At 69.3% G+C, this 24,595-nt stretch carries 25 protein-coding genes and 1 tRNA gene; 9 read left to right on the top strand and 17 right to left on the bottom strand.

What is annotated here, in order from left to right; genetic code table 11:
- Nucleotides 1–5: 5 nt before the first annotated feature.
- Nucleotides 6–2,174 (bottom strand): GumC family protein, encoded by a 2,169-nt coding sequence (locus AL346_RS16715; protein WP_053193877.1) that lies wholly within the window; start codon nucleotides 2,172–2,174, stop codon nucleotides 6–8.
- 171 nt (nucleotides 2,175–2,345) lie between these two features.
- Between AL346_RS16715 and AL346_RS16710 the strand changes: the two genes are divergently transcribed.
- The 4 genes from AL346_RS16710 (at nucleotide 2,346) to AL346_RS16695 (ending at nucleotide 6,971) form a co-directional block, all read left to right on the top strand.
- Nucleotides 2,346–2,909 carry a polysaccharide biosynthesis/export family protein gene (locus AL346_RS16710; RefSeq protein WP_053193874.1) on the top strand — a complete coding sequence of 188 codons (564 nt, stop codon included), beginning with the start codon at nucleotides 2,346–2,348 and terminating at the stop codon, nucleotides 2,907–2,909.
- Between the two features lie 26 nt (nucleotides 2,910–2,935).
- Nucleotides 2,936–4,063: a glycosyltransferase family 4 protein gene (locus tag AL346_RS16705; protein ID WP_019401162.1), complete on the top strand. Its 1,128-nt coding sequence runs from the start codon at nucleotides 2,936–2,938 to the stop codon at nucleotides 4,061–4,063.
- A 119-nt stretch (nucleotides 4,064–4,182) separates the two neighbouring features.
- The gene (locus AL346_RS16700; protein WP_019401163.1) at nucleotides 4,183–5,730 is read left to right on the top strand and encodes an undecaprenyl-phosphate glucose phosphotransferase; all 1,548 of its coding nucleotides are present in this window, start codon (nucleotides 4,183–4,185) and stop codon (nucleotides 5,728–5,730) included.
- Entirely contained in the window at nucleotides 5,727–6,971 is a 1,245-nt protein-coding gene (locus AL346_RS16695; RefSeq protein ID WP_019401164.1) for an O-antigen ligase, read from the top strand. Before AL346_RS16700 ends, AL346_RS16695 begins: the two co-directional genes overlap by 4 nt.
- A 47-nt stretch (nucleotides 6,972–7,018) precedes the next feature.
- Here the strand turns inward: AL346_RS16695 and AL346_RS16690 are convergent, their stop codons facing one another.
- Nucleotides 7,019–7,285: a hypothetical protein gene (locus tag AL346_RS16690; protein WP_019401165.1), complete on the bottom strand. Its 267-nt coding sequence runs from the start codon at nucleotides 7,283–7,285 to the stop codon at nucleotides 7,019–7,021.
- Between the two features lie 99 nt (nucleotides 7,286–7,384).
- Nucleotides 7,385–8,827, bottom strand: coding sequence for a phosphatidylserine/phosphatidylglycerophosphate/cardiolipin synthase family protein (locus AL346_RS16685; RefSeq protein WP_019401166.1), 1,443 nt, complete (start codon nucleotides 8,825–8,827; stop codon nucleotides 7,385–7,387).
- A 327-nt stretch (nucleotides 8,828–9,154) separates the two neighbouring features.
- On the opposite strand from AL346_RS16685, the gene AL346_RS16680 reads away from it, so the two are divergent.
- Nucleotides 9,155–9,796, top strand: coding sequence for a BA14K family protein (locus AL346_RS16680; protein WP_019401167.1), 642 nt, complete (start codon nucleotides 9,155–9,157; stop codon nucleotides 9,794–9,796).
- Nucleotides 9,797–9,865: 69 nt separating this feature from the next.
- Here AL346_RS16680 and AL346_RS24785 read toward each other — a convergent pair whose 3' ends face one another.
- Complete coding sequence (locus AL346_RS24785; protein ID WP_082312549.1) at nucleotides 9,866–10,258, bottom strand: RcnB family protein; 393 nt, start codon at nucleotides 10,256–10,258, stop codon at nucleotides 9,866–9,868.
- A gap of 380 nt (nucleotides 10,259–10,638) precedes the next feature.
- Between AL346_RS24785 and AL346_RS16670 the strand changes: the two genes are divergently transcribed.
- From AL346_RS16670 to AL346_RS25855, 3 genes are all read left to right on the top strand, one after another.
- Nucleotides 10,639–10,716 (top strand) — tRNA-Pro (locus AL346_RS16670).
- Nucleotides 10,717–11,479: 763 nt separating this feature from the next.
- Nucleotides 11,480–11,890, top strand: a complete 411-nt coding sequence (locus AL346_RS16665) for a hypothetical protein (protein WP_019401170.1) — start codon at nucleotides 11,480–11,482, stop codon at nucleotides 11,888–11,890.
- 128 nt (nucleotides 11,891–12,018) lie between these two features.
- Nucleotides 12,019–12,150 (top strand): hypothetical protein, encoded by a 132-nt coding sequence (locus AL346_RS25855; RefSeq protein WP_256374255.1) that lies wholly within the window; start codon nucleotides 12,019–12,021, stop codon nucleotides 12,148–12,150.
- Between the two features lie 10 nt (nucleotides 12,151–12,160).
- On the opposite strand, the gene AL346_RS16660 is transcribed toward AL346_RS25855, so the two are convergent.
- From AL346_RS16660 to AL346_RS16635, 6 genes are all read right to left on the bottom strand, one after another.
- Nucleotides 12,161–12,751, bottom strand: a complete 591-nt coding sequence (locus tag AL346_RS16660; protein WP_026014965.1) for a MerR family transcriptional regulator — start codon at nucleotides 12,749–12,751, stop codon at nucleotides 12,161–12,163.
- 104 nt (nucleotides 12,752–12,855) lie between these two features.
- Nucleotides 12,856–13,167, bottom strand: a complete 312-nt coding sequence (locus AL346_RS16655) for an integration host factor subunit alpha (protein ID WP_019401172.1) — start codon at nucleotides 13,165–13,167, stop codon at nucleotides 12,856–12,858.
- Between the two features lie 156 nt (nucleotides 13,168–13,323).
- Nucleotides 13,324–14,301 (bottom strand): beta-ketoacyl-ACP synthase III, encoded by a 978-nt coding sequence (locus tag AL346_RS16650; RefSeq protein ID WP_019401173.1) that lies wholly within the window; start codon nucleotides 14,299–14,301, stop codon nucleotides 13,324–13,326.
- Between the two features lie 14 nt (nucleotides 14,302–14,315).
- The gene (gene plsX / locus AL346_RS16645) at nucleotides 14,316–15,356 is read right to left on the bottom strand and encodes a phosphate acyltransferase PlsX (RefSeq protein WP_026014966.1); all 1,041 of its coding nucleotides are present in this window, start codon (nucleotides 15,354–15,356) and stop codon (nucleotides 14,316–14,318) included.
- 99 nt (nucleotides 15,357–15,455) lie between these two features.
- Entirely contained in the window at nucleotides 15,456–15,998 is a 543-nt protein-coding gene (locus AL346_RS16640; RefSeq protein ID WP_019401175.1) for a DUF177 domain-containing protein, read from the bottom strand.
- 2 nt (nucleotides 15,999–16,000) lie between these two features.
- Entirely contained in the window at nucleotides 16,001–16,540 is a 540-nt protein-coding gene (locus tag AL346_RS16635; RefSeq protein ID WP_019401176.1) for a ubiquinol-cytochrome C chaperone family protein, read from the bottom strand.
- Between the two features lie 189 nt (nucleotides 16,541–16,729).
- On the opposite strand from AL346_RS16635, the gene AL346_RS16630 reads away from it, so the two are divergent.
- Nucleotides 16,730–17,149 (top strand): outer membrane protein assembly factor BamE, encoded by a 420-nt coding sequence (locus AL346_RS16630; protein ID WP_019401177.1) that lies wholly within the window; start codon nucleotides 16,730–16,732, stop codon nucleotides 17,147–17,149.
- 73 nt (nucleotides 17,150–17,222) lie between these two features.
- Here AL346_RS16630 and AL346_RS16625 read toward each other — a convergent pair whose 3' ends face one another.
- From AL346_RS16625 to ribD, 7 genes are all read right to left on the bottom strand, one after another.
- Nucleotides 17,223–19,346 carry a sodium-translocating pyrophosphatase gene (locus tag AL346_RS16625; protein ID WP_019401178.1) on the bottom strand — a complete coding sequence of 708 codons (2,124 nt, stop codon included), beginning with the start codon at nucleotides 19,344–19,346 and terminating at the stop codon, nucleotides 17,223–17,225.
- A 200-nt stretch (nucleotides 19,347–19,546) separates the two neighbouring features.
- Nucleotides 19,547–20,749 carry an MFS transporter gene (locus AL346_RS16620; RefSeq protein ID WP_019401179.1) on the bottom strand — a complete coding sequence of 401 codons (1,203 nt, stop codon included), beginning with the start codon at nucleotides 20,747–20,749 and terminating at the stop codon, nucleotides 19,547–19,549.
- A gap of 23 nt (nucleotides 20,750–20,772) precedes the next feature.
- Complete coding sequence (gene thiL, locus AL346_RS16615; RefSeq protein ID WP_019401180.1) at nucleotides 20,773–21,768, bottom strand: thiamine-phosphate kinase; 996 nt, start codon at nucleotides 21,766–21,768, stop codon at nucleotides 20,773–20,775.
- 7 nt (nucleotides 21,769–21,775) lie between these two features.
- Nucleotides 21,776–22,240 (bottom strand): transcription antitermination factor NusB, encoded by a 465-nt coding sequence (nusB, locus tag AL346_RS16610; protein ID WP_019401181.1) that lies wholly within the window; start codon nucleotides 22,238–22,240, stop codon nucleotides 21,776–21,778.
- Complete coding sequence (ribH, locus tag AL346_RS16605; RefSeq protein WP_019401182.1) at nucleotides 22,237–22,731, bottom strand: 6,7-dimethyl-8-ribityllumazine synthase; 495 nt, start codon at nucleotides 22,729–22,731, stop codon at nucleotides 22,237–22,239. The genes nusB and ribH overlap by 4 nt, the downstream gene beginning before the upstream one ends.
- 102 nt (nucleotides 22,732–22,833) lie before the next feature.
- Entirely contained in the window at nucleotides 22,834–23,481 is a 648-nt protein-coding gene (locus AL346_RS16600; protein WP_019401183.1) for a riboflavin synthase, read from the bottom strand.
- Nucleotides 23,481–24,593 carry a bifunctional diaminohydroxyphosphoribosylaminopyrimidine deaminase/5-amino-6-(5-phosphoribosylamino)uracil reductase RibD gene (gene ribD, locus AL346_RS16595; protein ID WP_019401184.1) on the bottom strand — a complete coding sequence of 371 codons (1,113 nt, stop codon included), beginning with the start codon at nucleotides 24,591–24,593 and terminating at the stop codon, nucleotides 23,481–23,483. The genes AL346_RS16600 and ribD overlap by 1 nt, the downstream gene beginning before the upstream one ends.
- Between the last annotated feature and the right edge of the window lie 2 nt (nucleotides 24,594–24,595).

The raw sequence follows: 24,595 nt of genomic DNA, 5'->3' as shown, positions 1-24,595 counted from the left end.
TGCCGTCAGGCTGCGGCGCGCGCGCCGCCCGCCTGCGGCACGACGACGATGATGTCGCGCGCCTTCGCATCGGCGAGGCGCCCGTAGGCCGCGCGCGTCGCCTCGGCCTGCTCGGCCTCTTCCGAGACGAGCACCGCATGGTCGACATGCGGCAGGACATGCGCGGCGAGCGCCTCGAGACCCGCCGCATCGACGACGAGAATCACCCATTCATAGGTCTGGTCGAGGGCGAGCAGCGGCAATTCGAGCGCGCCGGGCTTCGCGGCGAGGGCAGCGGCGAGGTTCGTGCCGGCCGAGACGTGGTGCAGCCGGGTGCCGGCATCACGCCCGATGACGTCGGAAAAGGAAGCGCTGCCCGAGGCAAGCTCGGCGAGGCCCGGACGTCCTGTACCGCGCGCCGCTCCCTCCGCCGTGAGGTCGAGCAGGATCGTGCGTTCGGTCCTGACGCGGTCATCGGCCAGCGTGCGCGCGAGCGGGGCGGCGCCGGCACCGGCCGCGGCCTCCGTCACCAGCACGCGCCGGCCCCGTCCCTCCGCGGGACGATCACCGAGCCGTGCCAGCAGCGGCGCCAGCGCTCCGGAGGCCGCGCCTGCCTCCGCCGTCGCGGCAGCACTCCCCTCATCGCGCGGCTGCGGAGGCGCCTGCGCTTCGGCCGCTGCAACGACCGGCTCGTCCGCCACGGGCGGCGCGGCCGGAGCAGGCTCGACGCGCGGCGGCTCGGAGACGGCCTGCGCCGGCGGCAGGTAGGCCAGCGGTGCGGCCGCCGGGACGAAGGCCCGCCCGGACAGGAGTTCCAGCGCGATGACGAGCGTCGCCGCCAGCGAGAAGGCCACCAGGGTGACGATGGCGATGATCGGCACCTTCTTGGGGAAGTTCGGCGTGCCCGGCACCACGGCGCGCGAGACGATGCGCGCATCCGCCGGGCTCGCGTTCTCCACTTCGCGCGCCTGCGCCTCGCGATAGCGGGTCAGGTAGGTCTCGAGCTGCTCGCGCTGGGTGCGCGCCTCGCGCTCGAGCGCACGCAGCTCCACCTCCGATTCCTTGGCCTTCGCGGCCACGGCGCTCTGGGTGTCGAAGGCCTTCTGCACGCTTTCGACGCGCGCAGCGGCGAGGCTCGCCTCGTTCTCCAGCGAACGCACGGTGCGCTGGGCCTCCTGCCGGAGCTGGTTTTCCAGGTCCGCGATCTGGGCGTTGAGCTGCTTGATGCGCGGGTGGGCCGGCAGAAGCGTCCGCTCCTCGAGGGCGAGTTGCGCCCGCAGCGCGATGCGCTGTTCCAGGAGGCGACGGATGAATTCGTTGTTGGCGACATCGGGAATGTCGAAAACCCGGCCGGAGGCGATCATGTCGCGGATCAGACGCGCCTTCGCCTCGGCCTCGGCCTGGACCGAGCGGGCGGCGGAGAGTTGCGCCGAGAGCTCGGCGAGCTGCTGGGCCGGCAGCGTCACCTCGCCGGCACTGCCGCTCATGAGGCCGTGGCGGGCGCGGAAATCCTCCACCTTCGCCTCGGCCTCGGCGACCTGCTTGCGCAGCGGCTCGATGGTTTCGGCCAGCCATTGGGAGGCGGCCTGCGTCGCGCTCTGCTTCACGGCGCGCTGGAAGTCGAGATAGGATTCGGCGATCGTGTTGGCGGCGCGGGCGGCGAGGTCCGGGTCGGCCGACGAGAACTCGATGGCCACGACCCGCGATCGCGGCAGCGGGAAGACATTGAGACGCTGGTAGTAGGTGGCGAGCACCCGCTCCTCTGGCGGGCGCGCCTTGCCCGAGCCGCCGAGGCCGATCCACTGCATGACGCGCTGGCTGAGGCCGAGCACCCGCGCATCCGGGTCGAACTCGGGATTGCCGACGAGGCCGAGCTTGCCGATGACGTCGCGCGCCAGATCGCGCGACATGATGACCTGCACCTCGCTCTGCACCGCTTCCTCGTCGAACTGGGAAGCGGCACCGGCACCGCCTTCCGGGCGCGTGTAGAAGGTGTCGCCGCTGACGAGGAGAACGCTCGTCTCTGCCTTGTAGCGCGGCGTGATGAGATTGACGATCAGGAACGCCCCGACGAAGGCGAGAAGGGTCGGCAACGCGATCCACATCCGGCGCCGCACCAGCGCGCGCCAGATCACCCCCAGATCGAGATCGTCCCCGCCGGCCGGAGCCCCCCCGGCCGCGACTTCCTTCGACATCGGCGCCTCAAAATACGAAAAAGCAACGCCTCAACGTTGCACACAAGGCGTTGCCGCCAGGTTAAGCCAGCCTGATGGACGGCAAAGGCCATCGGCATACGCAAAAATCAACTTTTGTTAACCATAGCGGCGTTAGATGCGTCTCGTCCTGCAGTTTCCGATGACGGTCACATGTCGCGCTTTCCGGCCATCGCCCTCGCCCTCCTCTGCGCCTCGCTCGGCGCCTGTACCCAGACGTCGCGTGAACCGATGACGGTGGAGGCGGTGCCCCGTCCGCAGGTCTACACGCTCGACAGCGGCGACCGCCTGCGCATCATCGTCTTCGGGCAGGACAGCCTGTCCAATATCTATACCGTGGATGCCTCGGGCAAGATCGCCATGCCGCTCGTCGGCACCATCCCGGCGCGTGGCCTGACGACGCAGCAGCTCGCCAAGGCCATCGAACGCAAGCTCGCCGCCGGCTATGTGCGCGAACCGTCGGTCAGCGTGGACGTCGAGGCCTACCGGCCGTTCTTCATCCTCGGCGAGGTGCGCAATCCCGGCCAATATCCCTTCGTGGCCGGCATGACGGTGCAGACCGCCGCCGCCATCGCCGGCGGCTTCACCCCCCGCGCGGTGGAGAGCGAAGCGCTCGTCACCCGCCAGGCGCCGGGCAAGGCCGTCACCGGGCCGCTGCCGGCGACCTATCCGATCAAGCCGGGCGACACCATCGTCATCAAGGAGCGGTGGTTCTGAGCCGCCGCCAGCCCGGACGAAACGCCATGCCCGATCCCGCATCCCTGCGCATCCTGCACGTCCTGCGCGCGCCCGTCGGCGGCCTGTTCCGCCACGTCGTCGACCTCGCGCGCGGGCAGGCGCAGCTCGGCCACCGGGTGGGCATCGTCTGCGACGCCACGACCGGCGGCGAGCGGGCGGAAGCAACCCTCGCCGCGCTCGGCGGCGATCTCTCGCTCGGCGTCACGCGCCTGCCCATGGCGCGCCTGCCGGGGCTCGGCGACCTTGCGGGCGCCCTACGCGTGCGCGCGCTCGTGTCCCATCTCGGACCCGACGTGGTGCACGGCCACGGCGCCAAGGGCGGCCTTTACGCCCGGCTGGCTGCGCGGACCGACGGGCGCCGTCCCGCGCGCGTCTATACGCCGCATGGCGGCAGCTTCCACTATCCGCCGGGCACGGCGCAGCACTGGCTCTACATGGCCGCCGAGCGCGCCCTTGCCCGCAGGACCGACTTCTTCCTGTTCGAGAGCGCCTATATCGCACGGCTCGCCGCCGAGGCGCTCGGCTCCCTCGCGGCCCGTTCCGCCGTCGTCTACAACGGCCTCCACGAGGCCGAGTTCGACGAGGTGCCACGTTCCGGCACGCGAGACGTGCTCTATATCGGCGAGCTTCGCCACCTCAAGGGCATCGACACGCTGATCGACGCGCTGGCGCAGTTGCGCGCCGAAGGCCGCCAGCTCACCGCCGTCTTCGTCGGCGCCGGCCCGGACGAGGAGGCCATCCGCGCCCATGCCGCGGACCGCGGGCTCGGCGAGGCCGTGACCTTCCAGCGGCCCATGCCGATCCGCGAGGCGCTCGCGTTGGCGCGGGTGATGGTCGTGCCGTCGCGGGCCGAGTCCCTGCCCTATGTCGTGCTGGAAGCCACGGCCGCCGCGATGCCGCTCGTCGCGACCGCTGTCGGCGGCATCCCCGAGATCTTCGGGCCGCAGGCGGGCCGGCTCGTCCCCGCCGATGCGCCCGAAGCCCTTGCTGGCGCGCTGCGCCGCCGCCTCGACATGCCGGAGGCCGAAGCCCAGGCCGAGGACGCCGCGCTGCGCGCCTTCGTGCGCGAGCGCTTCTCGCTGCCGCAGATGGTCGCCTCGGTGCTCGACGCCTACCGCGCGGCCCTGCGTTAAGACATTCGCCAGACGCCCGTGCTAGGCCATCGCCGCGGGAATGGGCCCCGCCCGAGCGGTGGCATACAACTTGCGATTGCCTCGGCGAGACCTCCCTTTTGTCCTGCCGAAGTTCAAGCATGTCCAATTTTGATATTCGCGATCTGCTCGACCACGCCGCCGCGGCCGAACCGGCACAGCCTGCGCCCGCTTCCGCGGACGAGAAGGAGCCACGCCTGTCGCCGCTCGCCGAGCGCATGGCGGCGCTGCCCGTGCGGCCGACTTATTCGCCCGTGATCATCACGGGTGCGGCCCGCCTCGCCGACATCGCCGTGGTTCTCGCCACGGGCTACGCCGCGCTCGCGATCTATATCGCGCCGAACCACGGCTATCCCCTCTCCTACCTCGGTCTCCTGCCGGTCTTCGCCCTCGCGACGGTCGCGGCGCTGCAGGCGGCGGGCCTGTATCATATCGGGGCAATGCGCTCCGTCCTGACGCAGGCCTTCCGGGTCCTGGCGAGCTGGAGCGTCATCTTCCTCCTCGCCGTCGCGGCCCTCTTCTTCACCAAGACGAGCGAGGAGTACTCCCGGGTCTGGCTGCTCGGCTGGTACGGTTCCGGACTTGCCGGGCTCTTCCTCGTCCGGCTCGTCCTCGGCCTCGCCGTGACGCATCTGACGCGTGCCGGCCGGCTCGACCGGCGCACCGTCATCGTCGGCGGCGGAGAGGCGGCCGAGCGGCTCATCGAGGCCCTGGCGGCGCAGCGCGACACGGGCGTGCGCATCTGCGGCTTCTTCGACGACCGCAGCGACGACCGCTCGCCCGATGTCGTGGCCGGCTATCCCAAGCTCGGCACGGTCGACGATCTCGTCACCTTCGCCCGGCGCACGCAGGTCGACCTCATCATCTTCACGCTGCCGATCACGGCCGAGGCGCGCATCCTGCAGATGCTGCGCAAGCTGTGGGTGCTGCCGACGGACATCCGGCTCGCTGCCCACATGAGCCAGCTCAGGCTGCGCCCGCGCGCCTATTCCTACATCGGCTCGGTGCCGGTGCTCGACGTCTTCGACAAGCCGATCGCCGATTGGGACCTTGTGCTCAAGTGGCTCTTCGACAAGGTCGTGGGCGCCATCCTGCTCATGCTGCTGTCGCCGCTGCTGCTTCTCACGGCGCTTGCGGTGAAGCTCGATTCCCCCGGGCCGGTGCTCTTCCGCCAGAAGCGGTACGGCTTCAACAACGAGCTCATCGAGGTCTTCAAGTTCCGCTCGATGTACGTGGACCAGAGCGATGCCACGGCCGCGCGGCTCGTCACCAAGGGGGACCCGCGCGTCACCCGCGTCGGCCGCATCATCCGCAAGACCTCGCTCGACGAACTGCCGCAGCTCTTCAATGTCGTCTTCAAGGGCAACCTCTCGCTGGTCGGGCCGCGCCCGCACGCGCTGCACGCCAAGGCCGAGAACCGGCTCTACGACAAGGTCGTCGACGGCTATTTCGCCCGCCACAAGGTCAAGCCCGGCATCACCGGCTGGGCGCAGATCAACGGCTGGCGCGGAGAGACCGACACGGAGGAGAAGATCCAGCGCCGCGTCGAGCACGACCTGTTCTACATCGAGAACTGGTCGGTGCTCTTCGACCTGGTGATCCTCCTGAAGACACCGCCTGCCCTCCTCAAGTCGGAGAACGCCTATTGACGGCCGCGGACGACACCACCGCCGCGGGCGCGGCCGGCCTGCGCATCTCCACGCGCCGGCTGCAGCATGCGCTCCTGTGGCTGCTCGCCTTCTCGGGCTCCCTGGCCATCATCGAGCCGTCGCCCTATGAGGCGATGTTCCTCGTTGCCCTCGCCGGCTTCATGGTCACGGGCGGCATCCGGCTGCCACGGCTCGTCGTGCCGCTCATCGTTCTGCTGCTCGTCTTCAATCTCGGCGGCGTCTTCTCGCTCATTCCCTATCTCGACCACCACAAGTCGGTCACCTTCGTCGCCATCTCGATCTATCTGATGGTCACGGCGATCTTCTTCGCCACCATCCTGTGCCAGGACGGCGACGAGCGGCTGAACGCCATCCGCGGCGGCTTCGTCGCCTCGGCCTGGGTGGCGGCGATCGCCGGCATCGCCGGCTACCTGAACATCGCCGGCCTCGGCGCCCATTTCTCGCTCTACGGCCGCGCCTCGGGCACCTTCAAGGACCCGAACGTGCTCGGGCCCTACCTGACGCTCGCCGTCGCCTTCATGGTGCAGGACATCATGACCGGGCGCGGCCGGCTCCTCGTCAGCCTGATCAAACTGTCCGTGCCGACGCTGGCGCTGCTGCTGACGCTGTCGCGCGGCGCCTGGATCAATGCCATCGGCAGCGTCGGCCTGCTCGTGCTGCTCATCTATCTGACGAGCCGCAGCAGCGGCCAGCGCTCGCGGCTCGTGGGCCAGGTGGCGATGCTCTCGGCCGCCGTCGTCGTCGTGGTGCTCGCGGCCCTCTCCAGCGGCGAGATCGGCGAACTGGTCGCCCAGCGCGCGGGCCTGCAATCCTACGACATGGGCCCGACCGGGCGCTTCGGCGGGCAGATCCGCAGCCTTCCGATCCTGCTCGACCTGCCGAACGGCTTCGGGCCCCTGCGGTTTTCCTCCGAGATGTACGGCGCAGCGCCGCACAACGTGTTCCTCAACGCCTTCGCCTCCTACGGCTGGCTCGGCGGCATCACCTATCTGGTGCTGATCCTGACGACCTTCTTCGTCGGCTGGCGCACGACGCTGCGGCGCGGGCCGCTTCAGCGCCACTTCCTGCCCATCTGGAGCGTGTTCTTCATCACCGCGCTGCAAGGCATCCAGATCGACAGCGACCACTGGCGCCACTTCTACCTGCTTCTCGGGCTCATCTGGGGCATTGCGGCCGCAACGCCGCGGGAGGAAGCGAGCCGACGCGAGCTCGCATCCTGATTCCGCCTTCGCGGGCAACATTCTGACATTGCGAAGTTTCCAGCGTTTCAGATCCGGCCGAACGGATCCTCCTCGCACCGCCCCTGGAAGGCGCGCATCACGGCGCAGGCGATGGCCTTGGCGGTGGGGAAACCGATCTCCTCGTCGATCTCCTGGATGATGCCGACGAGATGCGCCTCGCAAGGCCGCAGGGCGGCAAGGCGCAGGGCTTCCGTCAGCACGTGGCGGTGCTGGGTGGCCGCATGCGTCCAGGCAACGTCGTCCGTCTCACGCAGCTCTTCCAGGGCTATGCGGGCGGCTTCGCGCATCATCATGGCTTCTCTCCCCTTTCTTGCCGGCAGCGGCGCCGGCCGTGGAAGAACCATGCGGCGCCACGCCCCGGGACGATGTGCGCTGGCGCGCGCTGCACGCCGTCACAGATAGGGCGACGCCAGCCACACCACCCGGTTGCGCAGCCGCTCCGCCAGCGGTCGCGCTGCGAGGCTCTGCAGGGTTTCGGGGACGGCATCGGCCATCCGCTCGCTGATGTGCTCCTCGATCCAGCTGGCGAGCGCCGGGTCGTGCACCTCCACGTCGAGCTCGAAATTGAGCCGGAGGCTGCGCGGATCGAGGTTGGACGAGCCGATGTAGCTCCATACGCCGTCGACCGTCATGAGCTTGGAATGGTCGAAGACGCCGCGGGCACGCCAGACGCGGCAGCCTCGCCGCAGCACCTGGTCGAGCTGGGCCGTCATGGCATAGTCGACGAGGCGCAGGTTGTTGCTGTCGGGAATGACGATGTCGACCTCGATGCCGCGGCGAGCCGCGACGCCGAAGGCGCCGACGAGTTGCTGGTCGGGCAGGAAATAGGGCGAGGAGATCATGACCCGGCGCTCGGCGGCGGCGAGCGCGCCCATGATCATGGCGTGGTTCGATTCGAGCGTGTGGTCCGGCCCGGAGGGAATCGCCCTCGCCGCCACCTCCGTCCCGCCCGCCAGCCGGGCCGCCCGCCCGAACCACATCGGCCCGTCCAGCAGCTCCCGCGTCACGAAATGCCAGTCCTCGGCGAAGACGGTGAGCAGGTGCTCGACCACCGGTCCGTCGAAGCGGAAGTGGGTGTCACGCGCGGTGTGATCGCCCATGGCCGAGGTGAGGAAATGGGCGCGGATGTTCATGCCGCCGGTGAAGCCGACCTTGCCGTCGACCACGAGGATCTTGCGGTGGCTGCGCAGGTTGGCATAGGGCAGCTTGAGGCCGATGATGTTGCCCATGAAGAGCGCCGAGGTGACGCCGCGCTGGCGCAGCAGGAGCGGCAGCGGCGGCTTGGAATAGCGCGCGCCCACCGCATCGATCAGCACGCGCACGGCGACGCCGCGCTCCTTCGCCGCCACGAGCGCCTCGACGAAGGCGAGCCCCGCCGCATCGTGGTCGAAGATATAGGTCGCGAGCGCGATCGATTTTCTGGCGCCCCGGATCGCCTCGATCATCTCGGGATAGGCCGCATCGCCGCCGACGAGGGGGGTGACCTTGTTGCCGAGCGTCAGCGGGAACTGGGAGACGTTGTCGCCGAGCCGGGCCAGCGACGCGAGCGGCAGGCGCGCCAGCGCGTCGCCAGCGCTGTCCTCGTTCTCGGCGGCCCGCCCCCGGCGCGTACGCGCCCGCTTGCGCATGACGGATGACCGGCGCACGCGGTTGATGCCGGCAACGAGATAGAGCGCGGCGCCGAAGACCGGCGACAGCATCGCGACGCCCGCCCAGCCGATCGCCGCCCGCACCTCGTCCTTCGTCATCGCCGCGTGCGCGGCCGCGGCCAGGCCGGCCATCGTGCTCAGGACAAAGAACAGGTGCGGCCAATAATCCGTCAGAAACGCCTGCATGAATCATTCCTAGAGGATTCAGCCACGGGCCGGGAAGACCCGAGCCGCACGGGCGCGGCAAAAGCGTGCGTCATGAAGGCCGCCGGCGCCGGATGCGCTCGCATCGTGCACGGATCACGCCGTCGCGCATCGCCCCCTCCCGCGCACCGTCTGCAGGAGGGTCGCGCATACGTGATCCCCCCGTTCGCCCTGCCGCCACAGTTCGTTCTATCATGAAGAAGGGCGCCACCGGAGCGTGGCCGAGACAATCGGCGCTCGAGGCAATCGGTCGGCCGGTGGCTTGTCCCCGGCGTTTGACGCCGCAGTTGCCGCGAGGAGGATCGCACCATGCCCGTCTGCAGGACACTCGCCATCACGGCCGTTGCAGCGCTGCTCGCGCTCCCTGCGATGCCTGCGAGCGCGCAGATCGTTCGCATGGACACCGCGCCGGCCGCAACGCTCATCGAGAACACCCAGTGGGGTCGCCCCGGTAACAGGTACATCGGAGGCCCGGGCGCGTGGAGCGGAGGAGGCACGCAGATCCGCGTGCCGCCCGGAACCCCCTTTGGGCAGGTCACCGGCGGCTATTATGGCCCGCGGGGCTCCGCCTATTACGGCCGGCCCTCCTATGCGCGGCCCTATTATGGCGGCCAGTACTATGGCCGGCCCTACTACGGCCGCCCCTACTACGGCCGACCCTATTACGGCCGGCCGTACTACGGGGGCTACCGCTATCGGCCCTATTATTACGGCGGCTACTACAGGCCGTATTACGGCTACGGCTATGGCTACGGCTACGACCCCGGCGCCGCGGTGGCGGCGGGCATCTTCGGCCTCGCAGCGGGCGCGATTGCCAGCAGCGCCATCGCCTCCCCGCCGCGCCGCTACGATTCCTCGTGGGTGGCCTATTGCTCGCGCAAGTACAAGTCCTTCAACCCGCGCACGGGCACCTATCTCGGCTACGACGGGCGCCGGCACGTCTGCCGGTGACGGACGGGCCGAGGCCATAAAGGAAAAGCCGCCCGAGGGCGGCTTTTCCATGCGTTCTGCGCGACGGCTTCAGTGCATCATGAAGATCGACGCGATGATGCCGGTTGCGACATTGACCATCATGAAGCGACCGTCGACCTCGACCCAGCGGTGGCCGCGCGGCGGCTCCTGCAGGCGATAACGGCGGTAGTCGCGGGCGTGGATCTCACGGTGGCGATGCTTCTTCCACTCGAAACGCTGCCCCTTCGCCCAGTGCGGCCTGCCGGGGCGATGCTGCGGCTCGACATGCCGCGGATGCCGGTCGTGGCGCTCGATCCGCACATCACGACGCTCCGTCCGGACATCGCGATGCTCGATGCGGACATCGGGGCCGCGGTGCGATGGATAGGGCTGGGCGAATGCCGCACCTGAAACAAGAACGGCGGCAGATGCGACAACCAGGGCAATCTTTTTCATGAACATCTCCTCTTCTCCCCTTTTGTTTATGAGGAGTGTTCTGAACGGTTCCTGAACAAAGGAATTACTTTTTGGTAATAGTCTCCGGCTGCCATTCGCCGTGTCTGCACGATGCGTTCGTTGCGGCGAAGCCAAGGGGCTCGGGGCGAGCCGCGGACAGCCGCAGGGCGGCGATGAACGTGCCGGCAGGCCACCCGGCAGCCTCCGCCCGTCCCCCGCGTCGGCGCGGGATATCCACAGACCTCGAAGCGGAACGGGTTCCGAGACTTTTCCGGGGCTTTCCGACGCCGGATGCGTCACGCGAGCCGCCGGCGCGGCTGGGCGCCAGAACTCCGGGCTTGCATTCCCGCGACGAAACACCTAGAGAAACAACGCCCTTCGGGTGTCGGAGCGTAGCGCAGCCCGGTTAGCGCACTAGTCTGGGGGACTAGGGGTCGTGGGTTCAAATCCCGCCGCTCCGACCATTCAAACCCGTCGTGTTCCTTCATTTTGAGGTTTCGGCCGGTCCCCGCGCGAGGAGCGGCCAGGGGGGACGAGCGGCGTCTATGTGCCGTTTCGAGGCACGAACCATCCATAAGCATCCGCAGTCCATTCGCCGTTCGTTTCCGGCCTGTTTCCCGCCGCACGAGCGGCAGGGATATGCGGGCCGCTGATGCCCCCGCATATCCCGATCGCGCAGCCTGTCGCGGACGACTGCCGCGGCACAGGCGACGATGCCGCCGGCCTCCTAGACGTTCGATTCCCGGAGGCTGCCGGCCGGATGGATGCCTCCGCCCGCGACCGGCCCTCTCTGCTGCCAGACGGCGTCGGCCGAGGTCGTTCCAGCCCCGCGCGGCTGTGCGGCGGGTGGGCTGTAGGCTGGTGGACGGTCCGACTAGCCCCGGAACTGGGCCAGATCATTCCGGTCGAGCGAATAGGCCGGAGGCGGAGAAGAGCTGCGAATACCGCTGGGCATGGATCAGGTACTCCTGTCTTGTATTCCATTACCCATTCGACTTAACAACGGCAGCTATTATATGACACAACTGAAAGTGGCGTTATAAAGCAATCAGAATTTACTACGTTCTGCATTCCGCATCGGGCCATGCCGCTTGTCATGTGGAGTGACGACCGAAGGCGGAACGATGATGGGGACATCGACGATCTTTCGGGTCGTCGGGGATGGCCTCCGCGCCTGCGTCATTTTACGGCAATGGCGCGTGGCTAGCATCGGGCCGAGGGCTCGCTATGATCCGCGCATTGCTCGAACCAAGCGATTTTGCCGAGGGTATCGTGAAAGAGATTGCCAGCGCGAAACTGGGGACGACGAACGGCGATGTGATGCTTCTGGCCGAGGACGGGACGGAGCTGCGCATGCCCGTCGGCGTGCTCGTCACGCTCGCCAACCAGGCGCGCCGCCTCGTTGCCGGCGCCGACGCATCCCCGCCGGACGGGCCGCCGGGCCCGGCGCCGACGCGAGTCCATTCCTTCACGCTCGATGCGAACGAGACGAGCGGCGATCTGGTGCTGCGCCTCGACCCCGGCACCCCGTTCGAATTCCCGGTCCTGATGGACAACGGTGTCGCGACGCGCCTCGCCTTCGACCTGCTGCGGGCTCTGAACCGCCGCACCGCGGACACCGAGACCGGCGTGGGCTGAGACGCCCGGGCCGGCAGGCGTAGGCCAGCTGTCCGAGCCAGCGACGAGAACGCCGTGGCCTGGCCGGTCCCGCCGGCCGGCGGCCGTTCGAGACCTGCCGCTTCCCGCAGCGGGCAGGAACAAATCCCGTGCCGCCGGGCTTTTCTGTCAGACCAGAGAACGAGACGGAGAGCCCCATGTTGCGTGGAGCATTGCTTTGGATCATCGGCATTCCGCTGCCGATCATCATCATCCTGTGGCTGCTCGGCTATCTGAGCTGACGGCTCAGGCTCAGTCGTCGCCCTCGGGTCCGTGGCGCGCGGCCTCGAGGAGACGCCGGCATTCCGCCAGTTCCGCCAATACGGCCTGCAAGGCGCGGAGTTGCGCTGCCGTGAGGCCGGAGGTTCCGGTTGGCGTCGGGGCGGGTGCCGGCTCGGCGGCCGGGCTGCGCGCCGCCGGCATCGCAGCAGCGGGCGCCGGTGCCTTTTGCGTCTGGGCCAGCGAGCCGTCGTCGAAGAGAAACGGCCCGTCCTCGGGCGCAGCGGCGTATTCGGAAGCGTCGTCCTCATCGTCGGCGTCGGCCCGCGGCACCGGCGCGGGTGCCGTGCCGTCCTGGCGCCAGATGGTCTCCACATAGCGCACCCCCTCCTCCTTGAGGATGCGCTGGACGCCCTTGATGGTGTAGCCCTCGCCGTAGAGCAGGTGACGGATGCCGCGCAGGAGGTCGACATCGTCCGGCCGGTAGTAGCGGCGGCCGCCGCCGCGCTTCAGCGGCTTGATCTGCGAAAAGCGCGTTTCCCAGAAACGCAGCACGTGCTGTGGCAGATCGAGGTCTTCCGCCACCTCGCTGATCGTCCGGAATGCGTCCGGCCCTTTGTCCACAACACGCCCCTACTCACTTGCGGCCCCGCCCGCCTGCCAGGAGGGCGACGCCTGCCGCATACTCACAGCCGCATCGCGGGTCCTCGGCGCGATGCGGCGGCTGCTCACTCCTCGTCGTCGACGCGCTCGCCGTTGATGCGGGCGCGCAGCACGTTCGAGGGCTTGAACACCATGACCCGGCGCGGCTCGATCGGCACCTCGACCCCGGTCTTGGGGTTGCGGCCGATGCGCTGGCCCTTGTCGCGCACCACGAAGGAGCCGAACGAGGACAGCTTTACCGTCTCGCCGCTCGCCAGGCAGTCGCAGACTTCGGAGAGCACCATTTCGACGAGCGACGCCGATTCCGTGCGGGAAAGCCCCACCTTCTGATAGACCGCCTCGCAGAGATCTGCGCGCGTAACCGTGCGACCGGCCATGACCACCTTCCCGCCCCGATTCAGAAAACAGGATTATCTATATGAATTTGCAAGGTATTGGCAGCGGCAGGCGCGGTCAATGGTGCAATCGCCCATTCGTTTGACGAAGGACGTGCACGAAAACGCCTGCCCCGAAGCGGACGATGAGGCCCGGCGCTACCAGCGGACCAGGGCGCTGCCCCAGGTGAATCCGCCGCCCATGGCCTCGAGCATGACGAGGTCGCCCTGCTTGATGCGCCCGTCCGCCCGCGCCTCCGCGAGCGCCAGCGGGATCGACGCGGCCGAGGTGTTGCCGTGCCGGTCCACCGTCACCACGACCTTTTCGGGCGCGATGCCGAGCTTGTGCGCGCTCGCGTCGATGATGCGGCGGTTGGCCTGGTGGGGCACGAACCAGTCGAGGTCCTCGGCCGTGGTGCCGGTGGCCTCGAAGGCATCCTCGATAACGTCCGTGATCATGCCGACGGCATGGCGGAAGACCTCGCGGCCCTCCATGCGCAGATGCCCGACCTCACGGTTGGAGCCGGGCCCGCCGTCGACATAGAGCTTGTCGCGATGGCGGCCGTCGGAGCGCAGGTGCGAGGTCAGCACGCCACGATCGGCGTTCGTCCCCGCCCCCTCCCCGGCCTCGAGCACGATGGCGCCGGCGCCGTCGCCGAAGAGCACGCAGGTGGTGCGGTCCTGCCAGTCGATGATGTGGGAGAAGGTCTCGGCGCCGATGACGAGCGCGCGCCGGTGCGAGCCGGACGTCAGGAACTTGTCGGCCGTGGCGACGCCGAAGACGAAGCCCGAGCACACCGCCTGCAGGTCGAAGGCCGCGCCGTGGGCCATGCCGAGCGCGGACTGGATCTGGGTGGCGGTTGCCGGGAAGGTGTAGTCCGGCGTCGACGTGGCGCAGATGATGAGGTCGATGTCGGCCGGCGTGAGGCCGGCATCGTCGAGGGCGGCCTTCGCCGCGGCAAGGCCGAGGGACGACGTCGTCTCGCCGTCGGCAGCGATGCGCCGCTCGCGGATGCCCGTGCGCTGAACGATCCACTCGTCGGAGGTCTCGACCATTCCGGCGAGCTCGGCGTTGGTCAGAACGCGTTCGGGAAGATAGGAGCCGCAACCGCGGACGACCGACCGGATTCGGGACACTTTAAGAGAACTCCTCAAGCCTCGGCCACAGCCGAGGGGTGCACCTGCGCAATCGTCTCGCGGATCGTGTCGGCGAGCGAGTGGCGCGCCATGTCGTAAGCGAGTTCGACGGCACTTGCAAAGCCGAGGGCGTCGGTGCCCCCGTGGCTCTTGATGACGACGCCGTCGAGGCCGAGGAAGACACCGCCGTTGGAGCGGCGCGGATCCATCTTCTCCCTGAGCGCGTCGAAGGCGCCCTTGGCGAAGAGATAGCCGATGCGCGCCAGCAGGGTGCGGCCCATGGCGGCGCGCAGGTAATGGGCGATCTGCTTGGCCGTGCCTTCAGCCGTCTTCAGGGCGATGTTGCCGGCGAAGCCCTCCGTCACCACCACGTCCACCGTGCCCTTGCCGAGGTCGTCGCCCTCGACGAAGCCGCGGTAGTCGATGAGCCGGATGTCGGCCTCGCGCAGGCGCTTGCCGGCCTCCTTGACCGCCTCGTTGCCCTTCACCTCCTCGACGCCGACATTGAGGAGGCCGACGGTCGGCCGCTCGATGTCGAGCACGATGCGCGCGAGGGCGGCGCCCATGACGGCGAGATCGACGAGATGCTGCGCATCGGCACCGATCGTGGCGCCGACATCGAGCACGACGCTCTCCCCGCGCAGCGTCGGCCACAGGGCGGCGATGGCGGGACGGTCCACGTTGGCCATCCGCTTGAGGCAGAAGGTGGCCATCGCCATCAGCGCGCCGGTGTTGCCGGCGGACACCGCGACGGCGGCGCGCTTGTCCTTCACCGCCTCGATGGCCCGCCACATGGACGATTTGTAGCGCCCGGCCCTGAGCGCCTGGCTCGGCTTGTCGTCCATGCGCACCGCAACGTCGGTGTGGTGCAGTTCGGAAACGGCCTTGAGCGCGGGGTGGGCATCGAGCAGCGGCTGGACGGCGGCCTCGTTGCCGTAGATGACGAAGCGCAGGTCCGGCCGCCGCTCGAGGGCGATGGCCGCACCCGGAATCACAACGGCGGCACCCTGGTCTCCACCCATGGCGTCGAGTGCGATGGTGACCGGTCGTGACATAGGTTCAGCCCGAACTCCCGAAATGCGTCCCGATGTGCGAGGGACGGCGGACAATAGCGAAGCGCACGTCACCCGCAACTCGAAAATGCCCGCCGGGGCTCATTCCTCCTCGCGCCGCGGCAGGTTCTTCAACACGGCGAAGGGCGATGTCTTGCCCTCGTCGCCGCCCTCGTAGTCGAACTGCGCACCCGGCTTGCGGGGATAGGGATCGAGCCCGAGGGCGAAGAACTCGACCGTGACGGCGCCAAGATCGACGGCCCCGCCGAGGATCTCGTCGGGCTCGTCCTCGGCCGGCGTCTCGTCCTCCTCCGGCACCGCGAAGGCGGCGCGCCAGCGCTCGAGCGCCGGCGCCGACATGAAGGTGACGTCGACCGCCTCGGACACCTTATTGGCGAACGGCTCCAGCGTGACGACGCAGGTCTGCGTCAACCCCGCCTCGACCGTCCCCGTCACATGGACGCGCTCGCTCGTCCCCGTCAGGTTGAACGAGCCGACGAGCCTGGCGATGGGGCCGGTGCCGAAGCGTCTGGCAAGCTCCGCCCGCTCGGCGTCGCTCGCCTCGACCGTGACCTCGAGCCCCGAGGCCGGAATGTCGGCAATGGCGACGGGGCGGGACAGGAGCGCATCGGGCGCCGCGGTCATGTTCAGGTCCTTTCACCGAATCGCGCGGCAGGCGGGAACGGAGCCGACTGCTGCAGCAGGGAATCGAAATTGAGTCCGTCGAGATGCGCCGCGCTCGCCCGCACATAGGCGGCCAGCGCGGCGTGGCGCTCGGCGGGTTCACCGAGACGAACCGCAAGGAGACGCCGCAGTTCCGTCTCGTCATCGGCATCGACGGCGGCCGCATAGCGCCGCATGCGGTCGTTGAAGATGCCGGCGAGCGCCTTCATGCGCTTGGGCACGGCAAGGTCGCTGGTGCCGAGCTCGCGCAGCGCGCGGTCGAGCTCGCGGAACATCACGTCGACCAGATCCTGCCCGGCATCCGGCGCCGGCGCCGGCAGCGCGTTGAGCCGCCGCACGATGAGCGCGACGTGCAGCGCCAGCGCCTCGAAGCGGCCTTCCGCCGTATCGGGAAAACCGAGCTCCAGGAACAGGGCGGGCTGGCGCGCCGCCCCGGCGACCCGTTGATAGAGGTCCTCGATGACGTCGTTGGGACGCCGGCGACGCAGAAAAGACAAGATCATGCGGACCTTCTTAACCTTCTCACCACGCCTTGCAAAAGGCCCGCGTGCGCGCTACGGCATCGGCGGGTCCCATCGCAAGTCCGGGGCGGAGCCCCCGGTCCCATAACACAGGTGGACGGTATGGCATTGCGAAAGTCTCTATCTTTCCAACGCATCGCGGCGCGTTGTTTCGTCGGCGCGACATTGGCGATGGGGCTCGCAGCCTGCAGCAGCACCACCGAGACCCTGACCAAGGGCTATGTGATCGACGAGCGCGTCGTGGCCGAGATGAAGCCCGGCACGAGCGTTGAGAAGGTGCTGGAGCGGATGGGCACGCCCTCCACCGTCTCGACGGTCGGCAACAAGACCTTCTACTACATCAGCCAGACCTTCGAGCGCCCGGTGCAGTTCATGCGCCCGCGGCTCGTCGAGCAGCGCGTGCTCGCCATCTATTTCGACAGGAACTTCAAGATCGAGCGTGTCGCCAACTACGGCCTCAAGGACGGCGTCGTGTTCGACTTCATCACCCGCACGACGCCCACGAGCGGCTCGGAGCTGTCGCTCATCGGCCAGTTGCTGCGCGCGACGGGCAGCGGCGGCGGGCCGAGCTTCAACCCCTTCGGCGCCTGAGCGGCGCCTGCCGGGAACAGGAAACCCCGCGGCAGCGATGCCGCGGGGTTTTTCTTTTGCGCGCGACGCTTCCCTACATATGCGCGAGGATCGCCAGCAGCAGCAGGGCGACGATGTTGGTGATCTTGATCATCGGGTTCACGGCCGGGCCGGCGGTGTCCTTGTAGGGGTCGCCGACCGTGTCGCCCGTCACGGCCGCCTTGTGCGCATCCGAGCCCTTGCCGCCGTGGTGTCCCTCCTCGATGTATTTCTTGGCGTTGTCCCAGGCGCCGCCGCCCGAGGTCATCGAGATGGCGACGAAGAGGCCGGTGAGGATGACGCCGAGCAGCATGGCGCCGACGGCCGCGAAGGCATTGTTCTTGCCGGCGATGACGAGCACGACGACATAGGCGACGATGGGCGAGAGCACCGGCAGGAGCGAGGGGATGATCATCTCCTTGATGGCCGCCTTGGTCAGCATGTCGACGGCGCGGCCGTAGTCCGGCCTGTCCTTGCCCTCCATGATGCCGGGCTTCTCGCGGAACTGGCGCCGCACCTCCTCGACGACGGCGCCGCCGGCCCGTCCCACCGCCGTCATGCCCATGCCGCCGAAGAGGAACGGCAGGAGGCCGCCGAACAGCAGGCCGACGACGACATAGGGGTTGGACAGGGAGAAATCGACCGAGACGCCCGCGAAATAGGGGAAACGCTCGGCATTGGCGACGAAGAAGTTGAGGTCCGAGGTGTAGGCGGCGAAGAGCACCAGGGCGCCGAGGCCCGCCGAGCCGATGGCATAGCCCTTGGTGACGGCCTTCGTCGTGTTGCCGACCGCATCGAGCGCATCGGTGGACTTGCGCACCTCGCCCGGCAGGCCGGCCATCTCGGCGATGCCGCCGGCGTTGTCCGTCACCGGGCCGAAGGCATCGAGCGCGACCACGAAGCCGGCGAGCGCCAGCATCGCCGTGACGGCGATGGCGATGCCGAAGAGGCCGGCGAGCGAATAGGTCGCCACGATGCCGGCGACGATGACGAGGGCGGGCAGCGCCGTCGACTCGAGCGAGACGGCGAGGCCCTGGATGACATTGGTGCCGTGGCCGGTGACGGAGGCCGCGGCGATGGACTTCACGGGCCGGTAGTCGGTGCCGGTGTAGTACTCGGTGATGATGACGATGAGGGCCGTGACGACGAGGCCGATCGCCCCGCACCAGAAGAGGTCGCCTGCCGTGAAGCTGGTGCCGCCGCCGGTGGTCAGCGTCGTGCCGAAGCCGCCGAAGATGAGCCAGGTGACGATGGCGAGCGCGACGAGCGACAATACGCCCGTGGCGATGAAGCCCTTGTAGAGCGCGCCCATGATCGACTGGTTGGCGCCGAGCTTGACGAAGAAGGTGCCGATGATGGACGTGACGATGCAGACGCCGCCGATGGCGAGCGGGTAGAGCAGCACGGAATCGAGCACCGGCTGGCCGGCGAAGAAGATCGCGGCGAGCACCATGGTGGCGACGATGGTGACGGCATAGGTCTCGAAGAGGTCCGCCGCCATGCCGGCGCAGTCGCCGACATTGTCGCCCACATTGTCCGCGATGGTCGCCGGATTGCGCGGATCGTCCTCCGGGATGCCGGCCTCCACCTTGCCGACGAGGTCGCCGCCGACGTCCGCGCCCTTGGTGAAGATGCCGCCGCCGAGACGAGCGAAGATCGAGATGAGCGAGGCGCCGAAGCCGAGCGCCACGAGCGCATCGACCACCGTGCGGTCGGCGACGGTGAGGCCCATCGCCTGCGTCAGCACCGTGTAGTAGCCGGCGACGCCGAGAAGGGCGAGGCCAGCGACGAGCATCCCCGTGACCGCGCCGGACTTGAAGGCGAGGTCGAGGCCTGCCGCAAGGGAGCGGGAGGCCGCCTGGGCGGTGCGCACGTTGGCGCGCACCGACACGTTCATGCCGATGAAGCCGGCCGCTGCCGAAAGAACCGCACCGATCGCGAAGCCGATGGCCACCGTGAGCCCGAGATACCAGGCGAGCGCGAGGAAGAGCACGACGCCGACGATGCCGATCGTCGAATACTGGCGCCGCAGATAGGCCTGGGCACCTTCACGGATGGCACTCGCGATTTCCTGCATGCGCTGGCTGCCGGCATCGGCCGCCATGACGGACTGAATGGTATAGATGCCGTAGACGATAGAAAGCGCGCCCGCGGCTATGATCAAAATCAGTGCGGTCATTTTTCCATCCCTAGTGAGCGGGAGGATTGCACGCACAGTTTCCGGCCGTACGGCCGGATGGCCGACGTCTCACCCCCCGAGCCTCGCCATTTTCTGGGGCTCACGCTGAGGTGAACAAAAAAACCGGGCCAAAGCAAACGACTTTACGTGGCGCAGCCCGGCTTTTTTCTGTTTGGAGGCGTTTTGGGCCGTTTGATGCTTCAGGCGGAGACCTGGCGCGTGCGCAGCCGGGTCACCAGTTCCTGCGCACCGATCATCACGAGGACGAGCGTGACGAGGGGGAAGACGATCCAGTTCACCGTCTCCCAGCCTGCGACGTCGAGCAGCTTGCCCGAGGAGAAGGAGGCGACGGCAACCGTGCCGAACATCAGGAAGTCGTTCGCGGCCTGCACCTTGGCCCGCTCCTCCGGGCGATAGCATTCGGTGACCATGGCGGTCGCGCCGATGAAGCCGAGGTTCCAGCCGACGCCGAGCAGGACGAGCGCCAGCCAGAAATGCGCCACCGCCAGCCCCGACAGGGCAACGCCCGCGGCCGCGGCGATGAGCAGCAGGCCGAGGGCGGTGGTGGCGCTGTGGCCGATGCGGTTGATGAGCCGGCCGGTGACGAAGCTCGGCCCGAACATGGCGAGCACGTGCCACTGGATGCCGAGCGTCGCCTCCCCCACCGTATGGCCGCAGCCGACCATGGCGACAGGCGCGGCCGTCATCACGAAGCTCATCAGGGCATAGGTGACGGTGCCGGCGCTGACGGCCACGATGAAGCGCGGCGCCCGCACGATCTGCCACAGGGGCCGGCCGCCGCCATGGGCAGCCGCCGGCATCGGCACCGGCCGCAACATGAAGAGGATGGGCAGGGCGATGAGCGCGAGCGCCCCCTGGCCGAGGAAGCTGCCGACAAACGGCGCCTCGGGGACGAGGTCGCGCGTGTGGATCGCGACCTGCGGCCCGATGACCGCTGCCATGAGCCCGCCCACCATGACGAAGGAGATGGCTCGCGGACGGAAGGCGAAGCTCGCCCCGTCGGTGGCCGCGAAGCGGTAGCTCTGGACGAAGGAGGAGTAGTTGCCGGCGAGGAACGTGCCGAGGCAGAAGATCAGGAAGGCGCCGACATAGATGCCGCCGGCCGCGACGAGCCCCGCGAGCGCACCGAGGACCGCCCCGACGACATAGCCCGAGCGCCGGCCGAGATGGCGCATCAGCATGGCGGCGGGGATGGTGCCGGCGGCGACGCCGAGATTGAACAGGCTCACCGGCAGGGTCGCCAGCGCCTTGTCCGGCGCCAGCCATACGCCGATGATGCCGCCGAGCGAAACGACGATGGGCGGGCTGGCGGCACCGAAGGCCTGGGCTCCCGCCAGAATGATCGCGTTGCGCCGGGCGAGCCTGTCGTCGATCTCAACCACCGTCCGCCCTCGCTTCAACCGCCTCAGAAATGCCCGTACGAGCCCCGGGCGAACTGCCGCTCGCCCGCCCCGTCGCGGATGGTCAGCCCGCCACCGGCGGCGCCCACGGTCCCGATCCGGGTCAGCGGCGTCCCGGCACTGCGGGCAGCCTCCACAAACCCATCGATTCCGCTCTCGGGGACCGTGCAGAGGATTTCATAATCGTCGCCGCCCGTCGCGATGGCTTCGACGAGGGTCTCGTCTGCGCCGAGCGCAGAGCGCGCGGCGGCGGACAAGGGCAGAAGCGCAAGGTCGATCTCGCCGCCGAGCCGGGCGGCGCGCAGCATCTTGGCGAAATCGCCGACGAGACCGTCGGAAACGTCCATCGCCGCCCGCGCATTCGCCCGGACGGCCGCGGCGAGATTGGTCCGCGGCCGGGGGTGGAGATAGCGGTCGACGAGGTGGCCCCGCTCCTCCTCCGTCAGGGCCGCCGCCCAGGCGCCGCCCTTGCCGGTGTGGAGCGCGAGGCCGAGCGCGGCATCGCCGATGGTGCCGCTGACGAGCACCGCGTCACCTTCGTGCGCCCCCGTGCGCGGCACCATCGTGCCCTGCGGCACGGCACCGAAGGCGGTGATCGACAGCGTCAGGGGCCCGGGCGTCCGCACGGTGTCGCCACCGAGCAGCGGGCAGCCATAGGCCGCCGCATCCTCGCCGAGGCCGGCGGCGAAATCGGCCATCCACCCCTCCGTCCAGCCGGGCGGCAGGGCAAGGACGAGCAGGAAGCCGCGCGGCGCGGCCCCCTTGGCGGCAAGGTCCGAGAGATTGACCCGCAAGGCCTTGCGGGCGATGGATGCCGGCGGATCGTCCGGCAGGAAGTGCACCCCGGCGACGACGGCATCAACCGTCAGGACGAGTTCCTCGCCCTCCGGCAGCGACAGGAGCGCCGTGTCGTCCCTGAGGCCGAAGCCGCCCTCCCCGGCGAGCGGCGCGAGGAAGCGCGCGATCAGCTCGTCTTCGCTGAAGGGTGAGCCGCCCGCCATGCCCGCCTCAGGGGCGCGCCGCGAGCTCGGCCGCCCGGACGCTGCGCGCCAGCGCGTCGAGCACGGCATTGACGAGGCCCGGCTCGTCCTCGTCGTAGAAGGCGCGGGCGACGTCGACATATTCCGAGATGGTGACGCGGACCGGGATGTCCTTGCGGAAGAAGAGCTCGTAGGCGCCGGCGCGCAGCACGGCCCGCAGCACCACCTCGACGCGCTTCAGCGGCCATCCCTTGGCGAGCGCCTCGTCGAGGCGGCGGTCCACGAGCTTCTGCTCGCGCACCACGCCGGCGATGAGGTCGCGGAACAGGTCCACGTCGGGCGCACGGAAGGTGACGCCCTCGATCTCGCGGCCGATCCAGTGGTTCTCGAACTCGGCGACGGCCTCCATGACACCCGTGCCGGCGATGTCCATCTCGTAGAGCGCCTGCACGGCGGCGAGCCGGGCGGCGCTGCGCATCTCGCTGCGGCTCATCGCAATACCTCCGCCAGCGCCCGCTTGTGGCGCAGCACGGCGAGCGCCGCCTCGGCCGCGCCGCCGCCCTTGTTCATCTCCGCGACACGGGCGCGGGCGAAGGCCTGCGCCTCGTTCTCCACCGTCAGGATGCCGTTGCCGAGCGGGATGCGGCGCGAAACCGACAGGTCCATCAGCGCGCGCGCGCTCTCGCCGGCGACGATGTCGTAATGGCCGGTCTCGCCGCGGATGACGCAGCCGAGCACGACCACCGCATCGAAGGGCCGGCCGGCGGCCTCGGCCGCATCGAGCGCGATGGCGACCATGGCCGGAGCCTCGAGCGCACCGGGCACGGTGATGATGTGGCTCTCGGCGCCGGCCTCGGCGATGGCGGCGCGCGCGCCGGCCAGCAGTTCGTCGGCGAGTTCGTCGTAGAAGCGTGCCTCGACGACGAGGACGCGGGCGCCCGGCAGGGGCGCAGCATGGAGTTGGGCTTGGCGTGGACCGGCCATGATGTTCTTTTCGTCTTGCGCGGCGGGAGGGAAACCCGCCCGGACAGTCGGGACAGCGGCCGTTGCGACCGCGGCTTCGTTGATCAGGAAATCTTGCTCGCGTCAGTACCCCGCCGCTCGCGCCTCCGCAAGGCGGGCGGCATAGCGCGCCATCAGATCGACCTCGATGTTGAGCGCGTCGCCCACCTTGCGGTCGCGCCACGTGGTGACCGCGATGGTATGCGGGATGAGCAGCACGGAGAAGGTGTCATCGGCAACGCCGTTGACGGTCAGCGACGTGCCGTCGAGCGTCACCGAGCCCTTCTCGGCGATGAAGGGCGCGAGCGCGCGCGGCGCGCGCACCGTCACCCGGGCGCTCGGCCCCCAGGGATCGTCCGCCCCACCGGTCTCGGTGATGTCGTCCCAGCCGACGATCTCGCCGACACCGTCGACGTGGCCGGTCACGATATGGCCGCCGAGCTCGTCGCCGATCTTCAGCGCCCGCTCGAGATTGACCCGCGTGCCGGCCTGCCAGCGCGGCACGGTGGTGCGCGCCAGCGTCTCGGCGGCGCAATCGACCTCGAACCACGAGCCGCCCTCGCGCGGGCCCACCGCGACGACGGTGAGGCACGGGCCGCCGCAGGCGATGGAGGCGCCAAGGGCGATGCCGGCCGGATCGTAGGCGGAATGGATGCGCAGGCGCCTCAGCGTGCCCTGGAAGTCCTCGGCGGCGACCACCTCGCCCACATCCGTCACGATGCCGGTGAACATCAACGCGTCCTTTCCCAAAAGGCCAGATGGTCCTCGCCCGCCAGAGCCTCGCCGAAGCGCACGAGCGCACCCTCGCCCGCGAGCGCCGCCGCGAGCGCCGGGCCGAGGGCCGCGATGCCGGCCTCGTGGCCGTCATAGGCATGGCTTGCGGTGATCAGCGTTACCTCGTCGACGAGATCGGCCCTCGCCAGCGCTTCCGCAAGGGCCGGCCCGCCCTCGCACAGGATGCGCGTCAGGCCGAGGCTGCCGAAGAGCTGCAGCATGGCGGCAAGATCCACCCGCCCGTCCGGCCCGACGGCGACGCGCATGATCTCGACGCCGGCCGCGCGCAGCTCCTTCTCCGCCGCGACCGGTGCGGTCTCGGTGGCGATGATCCATGTCGGCCAGGCGCCGGCCGTCTGCACGAGACCCGCCGTCAGCGGCGTGCGCAAGGCGCTGTCGACCACGATGCGCAGGGGCGACTGCTCGTCCATGCCCGGCAGCCGCACGGTGAGCTGCGGATCGTCGGCGAGCACGGTGCCGACGCCGACCATGATGGCGTCGGCATGGGCGCGCATCAGGTGCACCCGGCCGTTCGCCGCGCGGCCGGTGATCATGAGCCGCGTGCCGGGTCGGGCGGCGATGCCGTCCACCGTCTGCGCCAGCTTGACGTGGACGGCGGGCCGCCCCGCGGTGACGCGCAGGAAGTGGCCGCGGTGCTGGCGGAAAGCCTCCGCCTCGCCGAGGCCGACCTCGACGGCGATGCCGGCAGCGCGCAGCTGGGCGTGGCCCTGGCCGCGCACGCGCGGATCGGCATCCTCGATCGCCGAGACGACGCGGGCGATGCCGGCCTCGACGATGGCCTGGGAGCAGGGCGAGGTGCGGCCGTGGTGGGAGCACGGCTCCAGCGTGACATACATGGTCGCGCCACGGGCCGCCTCGCCGGCCCGGTCGAGCGCCACGCGCTCGGCATGCGGACGCCCGCCGGGATGGGTCACGCCGCGCCCGACGACGAGCGGGCCCGCGGCCGTGGAAGCCACGATGACCGCACCGACGGAGGGATTGGGGGCAGCATGGCCGAGGTTGCGCGCGCCGAGGGCGAGCGCCGTCGTCATGAAGCCCGTGTCGAGCATCT

It is taken from the genome of Chelatococcus sp. CO-6, assembly GCF_001271345.1.
Taxonomy (GTDB): domain Bacteria; phylum Pseudomonadota; class Alphaproteobacteria; order Rhizobiales; family Beijerinckiaceae; genus Chelatococcus_A; species Chelatococcus_A caeni.
This window is presented reverse-complemented; position numbering and strand designations above follow the sequence as displayed.

Excerpts from the sequence above, each read along its gene's own strand:
- AL346_RS16715 (WP_053193877.1), bottom strand. The coding sequence starts at position 2,174 with ATGTCGAAGGAAGTCGCGGCCGGGGGGGCTCCGGCCGGCGGGGACGAT.
- AL346_RS16710 (WP_053193874.1), top strand. The coding sequence starts at position 2,346 with ATGTCGCGCTTTCCGGCCATCGCCCTCGCCCTCCTCTGCGCCTCGCTC.
- AL346_RS16705 (WP_019401162.1), top strand. The coding sequence starts at position 2,936 with ATGCCCGATCCCGCATCCCTGCGCATCCTGCACGTCCTGCGCGCGCCC.
- AL346_RS16700 (WP_019401163.1), top strand. The coding sequence starts at position 4,183 with ATGTCCAATTTTGATATTCGCGATCTGCTCGACCACGCCGCCGCGGCC.
- AL346_RS16690 (WP_019401165.1), bottom strand. The coding sequence starts at position 7,285 with ATGATGATGCGCGAAGCCGCCCGCATAGCCCTGGAAGAGCTGCGTGAG.
- AL346_RS16685 (WP_019401166.1), bottom strand. The coding sequence starts at position 8,827 with ATGCAGGCGTTTCTGACGGATTATTGGCCGCACCTGTTCTTTGTCCTG.
- AL346_RS16680 (WP_019401167.1), top strand. The coding sequence starts at position 9,155 with ATGCCCGTCTGCAGGACACTCGCCATCACGGCCGTTGCAGCGCTGCTC.
- AL346_RS24785 (WP_082312549.1), bottom strand. The coding sequence starts at position 10,258 with ATGTTCATGAAAAAGATTGCCCTGGTTGTCGCATCTGCCGCCGTTCTT.
- AL346_RS16665 (WP_019401170.1), top strand. The coding sequence starts at position 11,480 with ATGATCCGCGCATTGCTCGAACCAAGCGATTTTGCCGAGGGTATCGTG.
- AL346_RS16655 (WP_019401172.1), bottom strand. The coding sequence starts at position 13,167 with ATGGCCGGTCGCACGGTTACGCGCGCAGATCTCTGCGAGGCGGTCTAT.
- plsX (WP_026014966.1), bottom strand. The coding sequence starts at position 15,356 with ATGTCACGACCGGTCACCATCGCACTCGACGCCATGGGTGGAGACCAG.
- AL346_RS16640 (WP_019401175.1), bottom strand. The coding sequence starts at position 15,998 with ATGACCGCGGCGCCCGATGCGCTCCTGTCCCGCCCCGTCGCCATTGCC.
- AL346_RS16635 (WP_019401176.1), bottom strand. The coding sequence starts at position 16,540 with ATGATCTTGTCTTTTCTGCGTCGCCGGCGTCCCAACGACGTCATCGAG.
- AL346_RS16630 (WP_019401177.1), top strand. The coding sequence starts at position 16,730 with ATGGGGCTCGCAGCCTGCAGCAGCACCACCGAGACCCTGACCAAGGGC.
- AL346_RS16625 (WP_019401178.1), bottom strand. The coding sequence starts at position 19,346 with ATGACCGCACTGATTTTGATCATAGCCGCGGGCGCGCTTTCTATCGTC.
- thiL (WP_019401180.1), bottom strand. The coding sequence starts at position 21,768 with ATGGCGGGCGGCTCACCCTTCAGCGAAGACGAGCTGATCGCGCGCTTC.
- nusB (WP_019401181.1), bottom strand. The coding sequence starts at position 22,240 with ATGAGCCGCAGCGAGATGCGCAGCGCCGCCCGGCTCGCCGCCGTGCAG.
- ribH (WP_019401182.1), bottom strand. The coding sequence starts at position 22,731 with ATGGCCGGTCCACGCCAAGCCCAACTCCATGCTGCGCCCCTGCCGGGC.
- AL346_RS16600 (WP_019401183.1), bottom strand. The coding sequence starts at position 23,481 with ATGTTCACCGGCATCGTGACGGATGTGGGCGAGGTGGTCGCCGCCGAG.
- ribD (WP_019401184.1), bottom strand. The coding sequence starts at position 24,593 with ATGCTCGACACGGGCTTCATGACGACGGCGCTCGCCCTCGGCGCGCGC.